This window comes from Neorhizobium sp. BT27B (assembly GCF_050455485.1).
Taxonomy (GTDB): Bacteria; Pseudomonadota; Alphaproteobacteria; order Rhizobiales; family Rhizobiaceae; genus Neorhizobium.
Map to the genome: position 1 here is coordinate 1 of NZ_JBCIYT010000028.1, position 14,545 is coordinate 14,545.

12 protein-coding genes and 2 pseudogenes are annotated in these 14,545 nt (G+C 57.7%); 7 read left to right on the top strand and 7 right to left on the bottom strand.

Annotated features, from left to right (window positions below):
* Nucleotides 1–361 precede the first annotated feature (361 nt).
* The 4 genes from AAIH70_RS30625 to AAIH70_RS30640 all read left to right on the top strand — a co-directional run bounded on the left by AAIH70_RS30625 (nucleotide 362) and on the right by AAIH70_RS30640 (nucleotide 2,922).
* Nucleotides 362–772: an OsmC family protein gene (locus tag AAIH70_RS30625; protein WP_430038066.1), complete on the top strand. Its 411-nt coding sequence runs from the start codon at nucleotides 362–364 to the stop codon at nucleotides 770–772.
* Nucleotides 773–1,320: 548 nt separating this feature from the next.
* Nucleotides 1,321–1,716 (top strand): CBS domain-containing protein, encoded by a 396-nt coding sequence (locus tag AAIH70_RS30630; RefSeq protein WP_430038069.1) that lies wholly within the window; start codon nucleotides 1,321–1,323, stop codon nucleotides 1,714–1,716.
* A gap of 63 nt (nucleotides 1,717–1,779) precedes the next feature.
* The gene (locus AAIH70_RS30635; protein ID WP_430038072.1) at nucleotides 1,780–2,667 is read left to right on the top strand and encodes a DUF72 domain-containing protein; all 888 of its coding nucleotides are present in this window, start codon (nucleotides 1,780–1,782) and stop codon (nucleotides 2,665–2,667) included.
* Between the two features lie 75 nt (nucleotides 2,668–2,742).
* The gene (locus tag AAIH70_RS30640) at nucleotides 2,743–2,922 is read left to right on the top strand and encodes a DUF3606 domain-containing protein (RefSeq protein WP_430038092.1); all 180 of its coding nucleotides are present in this window, start codon (nucleotides 2,743–2,745) and stop codon (nucleotides 2,920–2,922) included.
* A 309-nt stretch (nucleotides 2,923–3,231) separates the two neighbouring features.
* On the opposite strand, the pseudogene AAIH70_RS30645 reads toward AAIH70_RS30640, so the two are convergent.
* Nucleotides 3,232–3,765: pseudogene (locus AAIH70_RS30645) on the bottom strand (DUF2270 domain-containing protein); the annotation flags it as partial.
* Between the two features lie 90 nt (nucleotides 3,766–3,855).
* A pseudogene (locus AAIH70_RS30650) lies at nucleotides 3,856–5,440 on the bottom strand (SLC13 family permease).
* Between the two features lie 415 nt (nucleotides 5,441–5,855).
* Here AAIH70_RS30650 and AAIH70_RS30655 point away from each other — a divergent pair.
* Complete coding sequence (locus AAIH70_RS30655; RefSeq protein WP_430038075.1) at nucleotides 5,856–6,473, top strand: PAS domain S-box protein; 618 nt, start codon at nucleotides 5,856–5,858, stop codon at nucleotides 6,471–6,473.
* Nucleotides 6,474–6,601: 128 nt separating this feature from the next.
* The gene (locus tag AAIH70_RS30660) at nucleotides 6,602–7,156 is read left to right on the top strand and encodes a GGDEF domain-containing protein (RefSeq protein WP_430038095.1); all 555 of its coding nucleotides are present in this window, start codon (nucleotides 6,602–6,604) and stop codon (nucleotides 7,154–7,156) included.
* 24 nt (nucleotides 7,157–7,180) lie between these two features.
* Here the strand turns inward: AAIH70_RS30660 and AAIH70_RS30665 are convergent, their stop codons facing one another.
* The gene (locus tag AAIH70_RS30665; protein WP_430038078.1) at nucleotides 7,181–8,065 is read right to left on the bottom strand and encodes an MBL fold metallo-hydrolase; all 885 of its coding nucleotides are present in this window, start codon (nucleotides 8,063–8,065) and stop codon (nucleotides 7,181–7,183) included.
* Nucleotides 8,066–8,745: 680 nt separating this feature from the next.
* Here AAIH70_RS30665 and AAIH70_RS30670 point away from each other — a divergent pair.
* The gene (locus AAIH70_RS30670; RefSeq protein WP_430038081.1) at nucleotides 8,746–9,675 is read left to right on the top strand and encodes an NAD(P)/FAD-dependent oxidoreductase; all 930 of its coding nucleotides are present in this window, start codon (nucleotides 8,746–8,748) and stop codon (nucleotides 9,673–9,675) included.
* 148 nt (nucleotides 9,676–9,823) lie between these two features.
* On the opposite strand, the gene catE is transcribed toward AAIH70_RS30670, so the two are convergent.
* From catE to AAIH70_RS30690, 4 genes are all read right to left on the bottom strand, one after another.
* Nucleotides 9,824–12,013 carry a catalase C gene (gene catE, locus AAIH70_RS30675; protein ID WP_430038084.1) on the bottom strand — a complete coding sequence of 730 codons (2,190 nt, stop codon included), beginning with the start codon at nucleotides 12,011–12,013 and terminating at the stop codon, nucleotides 9,824–9,826.
* An 80-nt stretch (nucleotides 12,014–12,093) separates the two neighbouring features.
* Entirely contained in the window at nucleotides 12,094–12,594 is a 501-nt protein-coding gene (locus AAIH70_RS30680) for a ferritin-like domain-containing protein (protein ID WP_430038098.1), read from the bottom strand.
* 139 nt (nucleotides 12,595–12,733) lie between these two features.
* Nucleotides 12,734–13,243: a ferritin-like domain-containing protein gene (locus AAIH70_RS30685; RefSeq protein ID WP_430038086.1), complete on the bottom strand. Its 510-nt coding sequence runs from the start codon at nucleotides 13,241–13,243 to the stop codon at nucleotides 12,734–12,736.
* Between the two features lie 34 nt (nucleotides 13,244–13,277).
* The gene (locus AAIH70_RS30690) at nucleotides 13,278–14,453 is read right to left on the bottom strand and encodes a zinc-dependent alcohol dehydrogenase (protein WP_430038089.1); all 1,176 of its coding nucleotides are present in this window, start codon (nucleotides 14,451–14,453) and stop codon (nucleotides 13,278–13,280) included.
* Between the last annotated feature and the right edge of the window lie 92 nt (nucleotides 14,454–14,545).

Here is a 14,545-nt window from a genome sequence, read left to right on the forward strand (position 1 = left end):
GGCCCCTTCGATTGAGATCTCAACAGCTCATCATGGCACATTTCGATGCCGTTAAGGGGCCGTCCACTCCAACATCAAGAGCATCGAGAGACCGAGAATTGCCTCTCGTACAAAGCCAGAACCCACGCGAAGCCACTCGCCTCCGAAACGGTGCGCGTTTCGGAAGATGGCCGCGTCTCGAACGAGCTTTTTCTAATCGCGGCGACCGTGTCGCTATCGAGCGACAGAAGGGGTGGGCGAGTTGGGAGTATCGGTGCAGGAGCTGAGCGCCTCGGCCGGTTTTTGTCGGCCGGGCCGCGTTTCTCGGTTGACATACTTTGCAGTCGGCAGAAGCTGGCGCCGAATTCATAAGGACGCTGAAATGGTCCAGTCGGTCGTGGAATTGCGGAACGTGCCGGGCACCGAGGCGGCAGTCGGGTGGGCCGGCGGCCACACAGTCGTGGTCGACAGACCAGACGGCAAGGCTGGTGGCATGGGCCTCGGCTTCAATGGCGGGCAGTTGCTGGCCTTGGCCGTCGGCGGTTGCTACTGCAACGATCTCCGCTATGTCGCACACGATCTTGGTGTCGCCATTGGCGAGATAGAAGTGACTGTGAAACTCGAACTCGACGGTGCGCCGTTGGTAGCCACCAGTGCCGTCCTGTCCGTGAGATGCACGACACTCGACGGCTTCGACGCGCAGACCTTAATCGACCGGGCCTGGGCGGTCTGCACGGTGGCGAATTCGTTGAGCCGTGGCGTGCCAACAACTTTAGTCGTTGCTGCCCGCTAACAACGGGTTCCGGCATGGAATAGCCTGACTTGTTATTCTCAGGCAGAGACGCTTTCGAACCTGTTCGATCGCGGTTTCCAGCGCCGTTTCGTTGGGCACTTCCACCGCGCCTGAACAAAGATAACACCCACATCAGGCCTCTGGCGCCTGCACGCCACTGCAAGTTCAGCTCCCGACATGCCGGGCAGGCCATGGTCCGTCATAAGGTCATCGATGTCCTCATTTTCGAACAAAGCGCCGCTTCAGCGCTCGGTGCTTCAAGAACCTCGTGGCCCATGGTTTCCAACATAGGTCGTGCTCATCAGAACGAGCGGCTCGTCTTCGACTAAAATAAGCGCAACCCCTTTTCTTTCGGCGATAGAAACATTGCGAAGCACCTTTGTCGAGTGCGCAGCGGCAACAGTCTGGTTACGGTTTGCAAGAAGGGAACCGTCCGCAGTTCCGGAGGTTATCAGTTGTCGTTGAGGCATGAGGCTGCGGCCAGAAGCTACCGGGTAAACTGGTCAAATAAAGTCCATGGGAGGGTACGTGTGAAGGTAAGAGAATTCATGACGGTTCAGGTGATATCAGCCAAGCCGACCGATACAGTGGAAGACGTGGCGCGAATGATGTCCGAGATCGACAGCGGCGCCATTCCGGTTATCGAGGATAATGTCGTCGTCGGAATGATCACCGATCGGGACATCGTCGTACGCGTCATGGCCGAGCGCAAGGACGGCTTCACGCCGGTTTGCGACGCCATGACCGAAGGGGTCGAAAGCTGCCTGGAAGACGACGACATTGCCGAGGCCGCAAGACGGATGGCCGAGCTTCAGATGCGCCGGCTGGTCGTATTCGACGGCGATGGCAAGCTTTCCGGCATCATCTCGCTTGGCGACATTGCGATCGAGCATCAGGGCGATCTGGCGACTGAAGTGCTCGAGGAAATCTCTCAGGACTCGTGATGCGATCATTCGTGAGCTCGCCTACTCATGCTATCCGCTCATCATGCCAGGGGGAGGGTTAGAATGGCCGAGCGCACCGCCGAAGACGTTGCGGCGCGACGGGCAAGGCGCGCCGAGCGTCGCCAGAAGCAACGCGATGCGAATATCGATCGAGCCGCTAAAATGCACCAGTTGCGGCTTGCCAATTCCGAGCCGGCTGCTGATCCGAAAGAGGATCGGATGGCCGGTGGTGTCCATATCGGATGCTCCGGCTGGTACTACTGGCATTGGAAGGGCAAATTCTATCCTGCCGATGTCCCGTCGGGCCAGTATTTTGCGATCTACCAGGACCATTTCAAAACGGTCGAGCTGAATGCTCCATTTTATTCCTGGCCAACGATTGGAGCCGTTAAGACCTGGATTCGACAGGCCGAGCCAGGTTTTGTTTATACCATCAAGGTTTGCGAGCTCATTACCCATCTCAAGCGGTTTGAGGACACAAGAACCCTGATTGAGGATTTTGGCTATATCGCTGACCTCCTCGGCCCGCAAATGGGCTGCTTCCTGTTTCAGCTGCCGCCAAGCGTGCGCTATACGCCAGCCATGCTGGATTCGATCCTGTCGCAGCTCGATCCTTCTCGCAGGAATGTCGTTGAATTTCGCCACAAGAGCTGGTGGAATGACGAGGTCTTTGACGCCTTCAGGGAAGCAGGGGCGATTTTTTGTTCTTGCAGTGGTCCGCGGTTGCCCGACGAACTGGTCCGGACTGCCGACGATATCTACGTCCGGTTCCATGGGACAACGCAGTGGTATCGGCATGACTACACAGACGATGAACTCATCGTATGGGTGGAGCGCATCAGGCGAAGTGGTGCCAAGACCGTGTGGGCCTATTTCAACAACGATCGCGATGGCCATTCGATCAAAAACGCCAGGCGTCTCATGGAACTTCTTGAGCTTTCCAAGGGCTGACTGACCCGCGGAATTGCCAGCGTGGAACTTCCAAACTGGTGGGAAGTTCACTCGTTCAAAATAGGAGAAGATTACGTGTCGAGCACCAAAAGAGGCAGAGCACAAGACCGGACACGCGTCGCAGGCGGTCAGGACCACGAGGTTCGCTACGAAGCGAAAAAAGAGGGCGTTACAACGGATGCCGTAAAAAGTGCCGTCAAGGCCGTCGGCAACAGCCGTACAAAAGTCGAGGCCGATCTGGAGAAGAAACGATGAGCCATCGAGAGGTTCCCCTGCCGGACGGCTCTCGTGATGGGGGCTTTTTAAATCAACGTCAGCGTGCGAAGGTTTCGTTAGCATTCACCGAGACCGCCGGTTTGAAGGCAGGCGCTCGAATTACCAATGGCGGATTGCTATCAATAGCGGCTCTGGTCTCCACCATCCTTCTGTCGACTGCGGTTCTGGTACATGTTGCCACACGAGACGCCAACTCAAGAAGGCTCTGGTAACATTGTCGATGTCCAGCGCGGCCGATCACTCACCTGCAGCATCATATGGCCTTTCCATCGAGACGGAGCCGATGGAAGCCAAATCGGCTAAAGCTCTGCCGCCCGGGGATGGCTGGCAGTACGAGCCGAAATGGGATGGCTTTAGGTGTATCGCCTTCAGTAACATCCAGGTGTAATTGCGCCGAATGCGCCGAAAGACAGCTTCGCGATAAGTGATGAAGAACGTCGGTTTCCTGAGACTTTGGGCGATCGCGCTTGCCCAGTCTGCCGTCAGCTCCGCCTGCGGGCTCATCACCTGCGCGAAATAATACCGTTCGAGCTGCCTGACACGACTGCGATAAACATCGAAGAACCGGTATCGACGGGCTTCGATCAGCAGGAGCAGCGAGACGATCAGCATGCCGAAAAGGATGACACCATGATGCGATGTCGGTGTCGACAGAGAGATCGACAACAATGCTGCGACGACTGCGATTGCTCGGTTGGAAGTGCGGTCAATCCGATCCCGCCAGCTCGTCATCCTGCCCATCTCCCCACGATAGTAATGGATGACCGCATTGACCTTCTCCGATGAAGTCAATGGCAGGGGCGGACCGGGACGTTCTCCGATACCCGTTTCGGTTCCCGGGTTGCGCCGATCAACGTTTCCATGGCGAGTCCTCCAAAGCAGAATGTTTTCTTAAAACCGCGTCGTCGCGGGCTATATCGGCCAGACAAGCAGCAGCATTGGAACGCTGACGGCGAGAACGATGAAGGACAGAGGCAGTCCTAATCGGGCGTAGTCACCGAACCGATATCCCCCCGGACCCATTACCAGCGTGTTACACTGGTGTCCGATAGGCGTTAGAAAATCACAACCGGCGCCGATTGCGACTGCCATCAGAAATGCGTCCGGCTGAAACCCGAGCTTCGACGCAAAGGTTGCAGCGATCGGAGCCATAACCAGAACGGTAGCCGCGTTGTTGAGAAACGGCGTGACGGCCATGGCCGCGACCATAATCAGCGCCAGCGCCCCGTAGGGCGGCAGCATTTCCGCCGTCCGCGAAAGCAGATTGGCAATGATGTCCGTCGTCCTGGTGGTTTTCAACGAGTCGCTGATCGGAATCAGGGCTGCAAGCATGATCAGGATAGGCGCGTCGAGGTGGCGATAAACCTCGCGTAGCGGCAGAGAGCCGCTTACGACCATGAAGAATGCGGCCGCGAAAAATCCAGCCGCAACGGGCACACCCCCGAACGCCGTTGCGCCCATCGCCGCCGCAAGGACTGACGGCGAGAAGGTTGAGACCGGTATTGTCAAAGAGCGAAACGTCTTTCGCGCTCAGGCCGATAAGGCGTGAATGCTCGCCGACGATCGCTTCGACAGACGTCATGTCCTTGGCCTCATCCGGCCCCACGACGCGATCCGACAACTGGAGCTTCGCCTCGCTGACGATCTTGTCGAGCGCACTTTGCTCACCCTCAATTATCAGAAGGTCGCCGTCTTTCAGGATGGTATCAGGAAGCGGGGTTCGCTTTTGACCCCCGTCACCGATGATCGCCGTGACCATCGCATCGCCACCACCTGGTTTTTGCAGCCAGCTCAGGGACTGGCCGATGGCACTAGACAAGGAGGTTACGCGGGCCTCGGTCGTGTAGTTTTTGATTTTTACCGCCTCATTCATCGAGGCTTCCTGCCGCGCTCGTTCTGGAAGCAGTTTGTAACAGAGGCCGAGAAAAAGGACGCCCGCCACCGTGAGTGCCAGCCCGACCGGGGTGTAGTCGAACATGGTGAAAGGTTGACCGGTGATCTCTTCGCGAACCCGGGATACGATGATGTTCGGCGATGTCCCGATCTGCGTCATCAGTCCGCCGAGGAGAGACGCAAACGACATCGGCATCAAAAACATAGACGGCGACACGCTCGATTTCCGGGCCATCTGCATGGCAACCGGGATCATGATTGCGAGGGCGCCGATATTCTTGATGAATGCGGACAGGACGGCGACTATGATCACCAGAATGATCAGCTGCGTCCGCGGGCCGCGCCGCTCGGGCGACAAGCGCCGCAACGCAACATCCATTAGTCCTGATCTTGAAATGGCCGCGCTGACGACCAGCGCGCTACCGACGATAATGACGATGTCATCTGAAAACCCCGAGAACGCATCATGCGCCGGTACAATACCCACAGCGATCGCCGCCAGAAGGGATCCGACAGCCACGACATCGTACCGATATCGCCCCCATAGGAACGCGCCCATCATCAGTGCGATAATGAGAAGAGAAAGCCATTGATCTGTGCGTATGATTGTATCCTGATGGGTTAATACAAAACTCGCGAGAGGGCAATTTGATGCTGCGGGTGGGCACGAATTCCGTCGCTGGGCCTATAATCTCTCTCGAGAGTTGCTTTGCCGCCCTGGATATTCGGCCCGCTCAGCGTCTGGCTATCGCCAATGCCGGGTCGTCGGGACTTCCAGCGTAGGCATTGTGCCTTGTCTTTTGGTGACTATCGCCGGAGACGTCGGGACCGATTCATCTATGAGATGCTCCCTCAATACATTTTCGGCTGGTCTGAAAGCTTTGACCATGGCTGCTACCAACTGTGGCTGCGATATGAAGCCGTTCCGAGCTCCAAAGACGCTTGCTTGTTCTGTTTCGTGATGCACCTATCTTAGCAGGGAGAAGCCGCCAACGGGCACAGCAGATACGAGGTCGGCTATGAAGACAGGAGATTTCGCCAGCGACAGCGCAGAAGTTCGCCTTGCTTTGTTCGACTTCGCCTTCGACCACGCGCCGATTGGGATCGCAATCGTGGACGTCGAGGGACGCATTTTGCGCGGCAATGACGCTTTCTCAAAGCTTGTCGGGATCCCTCTCCAACCACTCCCAGGAACCCCTTTCGCAGATTTCACTCACCCTGAAGATCTGCAGGCGGACCTTTTGCTTTTCCGTGAGGTGCTGGCGGGGATGAGGGACGGCTACACGATCGAGAAGCGCTACGTGCGGCCAGACGGCGTAGTCGTGGACGTTCTCATACATGTAGCCGCGATACGCGATGCGTCAGGCAAAGTCCGTTTCCTTTCGCAGATCGAGGACGTGACTATACACAAGGAACACGAGCGTCAGCTCGCGGAGAAAGCCGCCCAACTCGAGCTTGCCATGGAAGCGGTTCCTGGAGGTTTCTGGCATATGGACGTGGCGGCTGGAAAGTTCGAGACGTCTCACCGTCTTGCTCAATTCATCGGCGGCCCGGACGCCGCTGCGTTCGATCTTAAGCGCTACCTGGACAAGGTAAATCCTGAAGACGCTGAGGCTGCGGATTTGACGCCCTGCTAGCCGGGCGCGTCGATCAGTCTGTTGCTCAATATCGCCTTGATACGGTCGAGGGGGAGAAGTGGATCCGCTGCGATCGGCGGCTGCTCCGAAACCCGGATGGCACGCCGCGCAGGATCGTCGGCGTCGCCATCGATTTTACGGAAGAGCATAGGCGACTAGAGGCGTCGGAACGCAATTCGCAGACTGATCTGCTGACCGGCCTCCTGAACCGGCGGGGTTTGGCGACCCGCTTCCAGCAGATGCCGTCGGCGAACGGCTGGTCGCTTTTGGCTCTCGATCTCGATGGGTTTAAGACGGTGAACGATGCGCATGGCCATCCCGCGGGCGACAAGGTTCTCGTTGAGACGGGAACGCGATTGCGGAGCGTTGTCCGCGACACCGACCTCGTGTCCCGGACCGGCGGGGACGAGTTCGTAATCGTGGTGGCAGGAGATCTGGCATCCGGCAGCGCCATCGCGCGGCGCGCAGTGGAGGCCATGCGCATTCCAATCGCAATCGGCGACGCCTTTGCAAACGTTCGTGCGACCGTCGGCGGCGTGTGGTCTGCGAGGAAGGACGATCTCGACTATTTCATCTCTCAAGCAGATCGCTTGCTGTACCAAGCAAAGATAGCTGGCAAAGATCGTTGTGAGGTTTCCGCAGTGCCTGATGTTCCGACTAACGCGCGGCCTCGGAGTTTTTAACGACCGTCGCGGCAGTCTTGACCTCTATCGATAGGTGTCGTTTCCGCTTTTGCCCGGCTTAGCGGGGTCATTGGCATATCTCCGCCCTTCAGGGACAGCAATATCTCGAAAATTCGTTGCCAGCTCGTGCAGCCGTCTCCTCACGCTCGGCCCTCTGACTGGCTGGCCATGGCCACTGATGATCAACTCGGGTTCCAATGCGGCGAGGCGTTTGACCGATTGTTCGGCCTCGTCCCAGTCGGGTGTGAAGTAACGTGGCGGTCCGTGCATCTCGGGGGTCTGCATAATCGCTTCGTAAACCGACTCCTGGCCTGTTGTTACGATTGCATCACCAGAAATCAGAGTGCGGTCACTCTCGCGCCATAACGAGATGTGGCCAGGCGCATGCCCAGGCGTATGAAGCCATACCCATCCCGGCATCGCCGGCAATGTGCGGTCCGCCGGAAGTATCTTCAGCGACTCCTCGACATTGACGGGCGAACGCGGAAACAGGGGAGAGAGCAACGCCATCAGGCCACCGCCGACCAGAGGATCTGCCGGTGGATAGGAGGCCCGTCCGTTTAGGTAGGGAAATTCCAGAGGATGGGCGTAAACTGGTACCTCCCAATGCCGCGCCAATGCTTCAAGCGATCCGGCGTGGTCAAAATGGCCATGTGTCATGATAATGGCTGATGGCCTGGTGTTACGGCCAAAGCGATGGTCCGCGGCATCAATGATGCTGCCTTTGGAGGTCGGTAGGCCCGCGTCAATCAGAACCCAACCGTCACCCCTCGTTGGATCTCCGTAGAAAACAACATTGACGATCGAAAGGCGCAGATAGGCAAGGTCAGGTGCGAAGGCGAGTACGCCCGAAGCCGTTTCGGTTGTGGGCGCAATGTCAATGTCCTCGAGCGAAAGCTGAACGGCCATTCGTGTCTCCTGCCTTAGCGGAAGGTAACCAACTGGCAAGGTTTATGTTCCGTCCTGCGGAACTTGCAGATGGCAACCCGGTTAGCGCGGCACTGATAGGAGGATGTAAGAATGACCCATGATGATCCCAAGACCGCCTCGTTTTCAACGCCGGCGATCGCCAAGGACAATCCCCGACCGGAATCTTGATCTCGACGATGTTGATATGGCCGCGACGGTGTCCACGGTGAAGTGGTCGTCTCCAAGGGCCCGGCAAGCACATTCGTTAGCAAGTATACACCAGCCGGCGACGAAAAGTGATAGCAGCTGTCGGCCCGCCGGCACACGAGTTTCGCCAAAAATCTAACCCAATATAAAGCGTGATAACAAATGTCGCTTTATGCCTGGAAAGTCATGGCACCCGGGAGGCCGCCCCACGAGAACATCGGGACGCTGGATGAACTGGATGCATATCTAGCTGGATCAGGCCTTCCGGGCGCTAGCCTGGCGAAACCAATCGTTGAGCGTACACGATTGATGCAATTCGAGGGTCAGGGATACTACAAGGAACCGACGAAAGGAGAAGGCTGGTCCCTGCTGTGGGTCGAGCTCAGTACCGGCGGGTCGGCGTGCGCCGCCCAATTGACTGGTTAGGGCCTCGGGATTTCGTGGACACGGCCGCATTCAGATGGAGGACGATCATGACTGCCGAGTTGGAAAAGAGGGTATGGGACTGTGCGGTCATCGGAGGCGGTCCGGCCGGCCTAACGGCGGCAATTTATTTGGCTCGCTATCATCTCTCGGTGACGATATTTGATGATCGGACCAGCCGGGCGGCGATGATCCCGATATCGCATAACCATGCAGGGTTTCCAGACGGGATCAATGGCGCGGAATTGTTGTCAAGAATGCGTGCGCAAGCTCAGCGGTACGGCGCTTTGGTTCAAGCCAGCAAGGTTATGACCCTCGAAAGGGAGCATGACCATTTCATGCTCCGGTTCGACAGCGGCGTGGTGCTTTCCCGCACCGTCCTTATGGCAACTGGGGTTGTCAACCGTCGGCCACCGATCTCGCCCGATAAGCACGATGACGCTGTCGCTCGCGGGCTCCTCCGATACTGCCCGGTTTGCGACGGTTTCGAGGTCTCGGACAAGCCGGTGGGCGTCCTGGGAACAGGCACGAAGGGCTTCAAGGAAGCGAAGTTCCTGAGAAGCTTCACCCGGGATCTGACGCTGGTTGCGCCTGATGGCGAGCATGACCTTTCTGACGAGGAGCAAAGAGACCTGGAAGATCTTGGCATCAAGGTCGAGGCAGGACCAGTGGTGTCAGTCGAACCAGATGCCGATATGATTACCGTTACAACAGCCACTAGAGCCTACGCGTTCGCTTCCCTCTATCCGGCCCTTGGCTCAGACATTCGTTCAGGCTTGGCAGCAGAGCTCGGAGCCCGTGTTTCGGGGGAGGGCTGTATCGACGTCGATGCTCATCAAAGAACCAGCGTTCCAGGTCTTTACGCTGCTGGCGACGTTGTGATTGGTCTCGATCAAATCAGCCACGCAATGGGGCAGGCAGGGGTCGCTGCGACAGCTATTCGAAACGACCTCTGTGAAATCGAAACGTTGGTGCGCTAAGTGACGCCCACTCCGTCCTAAGATGGCTTCTATAAGCGAAAACTGATTGATCGCGACCCGCCGCGCCAATCCGCTTCTACGAATATCGCTTGATAACGATCCAAGCGTTGTGAATGAGTTGGGGTGCGGAGATCCGCGCCCCAAGCAACTACTTGATCGGCGGAGACGCCTTGCCAAGCTTCACCGACGGCTCGCGCCCCCAGACACGGAGCTTGCCGAGTTCCGAAACGAAGGCGGACATGCCGTCCTCTCCTGGTAATGCGAGAACACCCTCGTCGAGGTCACCAGCAATCCCGGCTTTTTCCAGCAGCGGCAGGGCCGATTGATCATAACCGATGAACTTGCAGTGCTGGAAAGCGTCGGCGACGAAGTCCCGCGCAGTCGCCTCTTTGACCAGATCGTCAATCGCAGCGGTAGATGTGAGAATGGCCACGGCATCGAAGAGGACAGATGGCCCGCCGTCGATCATGTGATGCGCCTCGATCCACGAACCGTCGGATGCGGTCACGCCCCCGACCTTTGGAGCGATCAACTCGAATACGGCTTTTTCTTTGGTGATTGCCGTGGTCAGGCCCTTCAGCAATTTGATGTCGACCCCATCAGTGATCAGGATCCCGAGCTTGCGACCTTCGAAACGCTTGGGCCCGCGTTCGACGATGCTGAGTGCGGGCGATGGCTCCAGGTCCTGGCGCGTCGGCATCGCCGCATCGGCCGGCTTAGGCATGGACTGGAAGCCGAGCTTCTGTGCAACGGTCGTCGCCAGCGTTTCATCGATGTTCATCAGATGCGACACCATGCGTTCGCGAATGACCGGCGCCTCCACCTTGCTGAGCTCAAAGGTCAGCGCCATGGCGATGTGGCGCTGCTCGGGCGGGGTTTGGCTGATATAGAACTGTCGAGCTTGGCTGTAGTGATCGGCGAAGCTTTCCGGACGGAGCCGAACCTTCTGCCCCTGTTCTTCCGAAGGGAAATGCCGGAAGCCTTTTATTGGCGACTCGCGCGGTCCCTCATTGCGGGAATTGGGCTGATAGTTCGTTCGACCGACCGGATTGCGCATCGCCATGTGGCCGTCCTGCTGGAAATTGTGGAACGGACACTTCGGCGCGTTGATCGGAAGATGGGTGAAGTTCGGTCCACCGAGACGCTTCAGCTGCGTGTCCAAATAGGAGAAATTGCGCCCCTGCAGCAGTGGGTCATTGCTGAAATCGATGCCTGGCGGCACGTTCTGGGTCATGAACGCAACTTGCTCTGTTTCGGCAAAGAAGTTGTCGGGCATGCGATCCAGAACAAGGCGGCCGATCGGCTGAACCGGTAAGATTTCCTCCGGTATGATCTTCGTCGGGTCCAGAATGTCGAAGTCGAAGTTGTCGGCAAACTCCTGATCGAACAGCTGAACGCACAGTTCCCATTCCGGAAAATTGCCGGACTGGATCGACTGCCAGAGATCGCGGCGATGGAAATCAGGATCGGCGCCGTTGATCTTCACCGCCTCGTTCCACGCGACCGATTGCAGGCCGAGCTTCGGTTTCCAGTGAAACTTGACGAATGTGGACTCATCCTTGGCATTGACGAACCTGAAAGTGTGCACGCCAAACCCCTCCATAAAGCGGAAGGAGCGCGGAATGGTGCGATCCGACATGATCCACATGACCATGTGCATGCTCTCTGGCGTGAGCGAGATGAAGTCCCAGAAATTGTCATGGGCAGTCTGCGCCTGTGGGAAGGCGCGGTCTGGTTCCTGCTTTGCGGCATGGACGACATCGGGAAACTTGATGGCGTCCTGAATGAAGAACACCGGAATGTTGTTGCCGACCAGGTCCCAGTTGCCCTCTTGCGTGTAGAGCTTGACGGCGAAACCACGGACGTCACGGGCCAGATCGGCTGAGCCCTTATTGCCGGCAACCGTGGAGAACCGGACAAACGCCGGTGTCTTTTCGCCTGGCCGCTGAAACAGGTCGGCCCGCGTGTAGGCCGCAAGCGATTCATAGGTTTCGAAGAAGCCGTGTGCGCCATAGCCGCGCGCGTGCACCACTCGCTCGGGGATGCGCTCATGGTCGAAGTGGAACATCTTTTCGCGGTAATGGAAGTCGTCCATGAGGAGTGGACCGCGAGCGCCGATACGCAACGTGTTCTGGTCGTCAGCCACTGGACCGCCCTGGGCTGTCGTTAAAACATCATGCCCATCCTCAGCAAACTGGTGGAGTTCGCCGCCTTCTCCGCGATGGAGCTGCTGGTCATGGATCGTGACGGTGTTGGCTATCGACTGCTTCGGGGTCTTGGCCACCGGCGTCTTGGGCGAAGTTCCCGCTGCTTTCGGCGGTGTCGACTTCTTGACCATCTGTCGTTCCTCTTGATTGTGATGTTTCATAGAGAAAAGGCCGCCCGGGTGGGGCGGCCTTTCAGGACACAGCGGAATGATCAGGCGGCTTTTTTGCCTTTCGGATTTGCCGAGTCATCAGCGAGCTTCGTCAGCTTCTGGTCGGTCGCCTCTTCTTCTGCGAGGTTTGCCTGGAGGAGAGGGATCGCCTCCTTGAGCCCAAGCTGCTTGGCCCAGGCGATCAGCGTCCCATAACGGGCGATTTCGTAATGCTCGACGGCCTGCGCCGAGGAAATCAGGCCCGCGTCGAGGGCAACGGAGCCCTTGTATTCTTCCATGATCTCTTCGCCTTCGGCGATGATGCCCTGGATGGCTTCGCAGGTCTTGCCCCTGGCGGCCTTGCCTACAAGTTCGAAGACCTGTTCGAGACGCTCGATTTGGCCCTGCGTTTCATCGCGATGCTGCAGGAAGCCGGCTTTGCCTTCTTCCGATTGCGCAGCACGGGCCATCTTCGGCAGTGCCTTCAGGATCTGCTTTTCGGCGAAATAAATATCCTTGAGCGTGTCAAGGAACAGGTCGTCCAACGTCTTCTCGGCCATTATATCCTCCTTCGGCGGGAATCTGTTCACGCAATTCAACGCCGCGTTCACGAAAATGTTCCCAACGTCACTCCCCTCGCCGTCTTTCGGGGCGGGAGTATGGCTTTGGAAACGGGACATCCCAAGCGTCACGATGGCGGCTCTAGACTTTCGCCTTTTCGCCTGCTTCCCGAAGCGACAGAAATTTTGCCGTGACCGAAACAAGGTTATCATCGAGCCACTGCGCCATGGCCTTCTCCTCGGCAAGGTTGGCCAGCAGCGCTGACGTGGCAGCGGCGTATCCGCCTGCCTCCGCGACGGTCAAAAGAGACTTGTAGGCGGCCATCTCAAAATTCTCGAAGGCGAAATTGGCAAAGGAGTTCTTCAAGATTTCGTCGCCCGCCATGGTATGACCCATTGCAGCCATGGCTCCAGTGAACGAAAGCGCCATGTCCTTCAACGACGAGTGGTCTTCGTCAAGCCCTGCCAGGACATCTTCGATACGGACGATCTGACCTTCCGTTTCGCGGATATGCTGTTCAAGTTTCGCTGCGACTTCGGGATAGTTCTCGATCCGTGACAGCTGTGGCTTCATAATTGACAGGGCCTGGTTTTCCATTGCATGAGCATTTCTCAAGCCCGTAACAAAGATGTCTCTCGTTTCATCGGTCATATCTGTCTCCTCGTTTAGTTATTTCGTTAGGCGGTCAGGCCGTCAGGACAACTTTGATGCAGTTATCTTTTTTGTCCCGGAAGGCCTCGTAGAGGGTAGGGCCGTCCTCGAGCTTCGCCCGGTGTGTAATGATGAAGCTCGGATCGATCTCGCCTTCCTCGATGCGACGCAGCAGGTCGAGCGAGTAGCGGTTGACGTGGGTCTGTCCGGTGCGGATGGTCAGGCCCTTGTTCATGGCAGCACCGAAGGGGATCTTGTCGAGGAACCCGCCATAGACGCCAGGAACCGACACGATGCCTCCGGGACGGCAGGCCATGATAGCGGCTCGAAGCGCATGCGGCCGATCTGTCCCGAGGAGTGTCGCTGCCTTGACCTTGTCAATGACCGCGTCGAACGATGCCGTCGCATGGGACTCGGCGCCGACGGCGTCGATGCACTTGTCCGCGCCGTGTCCGCCGGTCATCTCTTTGATCCGATCGGGAATGGTCGCGTCCTCGTCATCAAAGTTGATCATTTCCGCACCGGCCTGCTGTGCCAGCGCAAGGCGCTCCGGCACGTTGTCGATCGCAATCACACGCGCTGCTCCCTGCATCAGGGCGCTCTTGATGCAGAACTGACCGACGGGACCGCAGCCCCAGACCGCGACGATATCTGTCGGTTCGATCTCGCAGTTCGCTGCGGCCATCCAGCCCGTCGGGAAGATATCGCCCAGGAAGAGCGCCTGCTCGTCGCTCATACCGTTCGGGATGATGATGGGCGAGACATCGGCGTAGGGCACCCGAACATATTCCGCCTGGCCGCCAGCATAAGCACCGGTGAGATGCGAATAACCGAACAGGCCGGCCGTCGGATAACCGAACGCCTTGGTCGCATTGTCGGCATTACGGTTCGTTCGTTCACACACCGACCAGTTGCCCTTGAGGCATTGCTGGCACTCGCCGCAGCAGATGGTGAAGGGAACGACGACCCTGTCACCGACCTTCAGCTTCTTGTTGTCGCGGCCGACCTCGACTACTTCGCCCATGAACTCGTGGCCAAGAATGTCGCCCTTTTCCATAAAGGGAATGTAGCCGTCCATCAGATGTAAATCCGAGCCGCAGATCGCGCAGGCAGTCATCTTGATGATGACATCGCGGCCGTCTTCAATCTGAGGATCGGGAACGCTATCACATCGAATATCGCCTTTTCCGTGCCAACAAAGAGCTTTCATGAGTGTCTCCCCCAACTAGGGCGCGGACTCATTAGCTGAGGCAATCCATATCCTCGTCGCCGCAATCTTGAGTGCGGCAAGATAGTTGTCGG